This window comes from Clostridioides sp. ES-S-0005-03 (genome assembly GCF_020658455.1).
Taxonomy (GTDB): Bacteria; Bacillota; Clostridia; order Peptostreptococcales; family Peptostreptococcaceae; genus Clostridioides.
Genome location: NZ_JACVWI010000022.1, coordinates 1 through 680 on the forward strand (window position 1 = coordinate 1; position 680 = coordinate 680).

At 28.1% G+C, this 680-nt stretch carries 1 protein-coding gene; it reads right to left on the minus strand.

From position 1 onward, the window contains the following. Positions 1 to 7: 7 nt before the first annotated feature. The coding region (locus IC218_RS21575) for a transposase (protein ID WP_227825477.1) at positions 8 to 680 on the minus strand (673 nt) is incomplete at its 5' end.

Sequence of the window (680 nt, forward strand, 5' to 3'; positions counted from 1 at the left end):
TTTTGTACTAAGCATTCATAGGCTCTAAGGGCTGTTCCATCCCCACTAATCTTAATCCTTCTTTTAGTATATTTATACTTGCATTTATATCCCTGTCATGTTGTGTATTACAGTCTGGGCAAATCCACTTTCTGAGTGATAAGTTTTTTACATCTTTATTCCTATGACCACATACACTACATAACTGACTGGATGGATATGTATTTCCTATTATAGAAATTAATCTTCCATACCAAATAGCTTTATACTCAAGCAACTTCCTAAATTCATACCAACTAACTTCACTTATTGCACTTGCTAATTTATGATTCTTAATCATATTACTTACTTTTAAATCTTCTAAACAAATTATTTGATTTTCTCTAATTAGCTTAGTTGATATTTGATGTAAGTAATCTTTTCTTTGATTAGCTATTCTTTCATGTATCTTAGCTACTTTATTTTTTTGTTTATTCCAATTATTACTGAACTTCTTCATTTTTGATAATCTTCTTTGTTCCAACTTCAATCTATAGTTGGCTTTTCTTAACCATTTAGGATTATCAAATACGTTTCCATTAGAACATATTGCAAAATCTTTTAAGCCTAAATCTATGCCAATATACTTATTAGATTCTTCTAATTGTTTTATGTCAACTTCACAACATATACTAACAAAATATTTACTTGTAGGTGTTTTT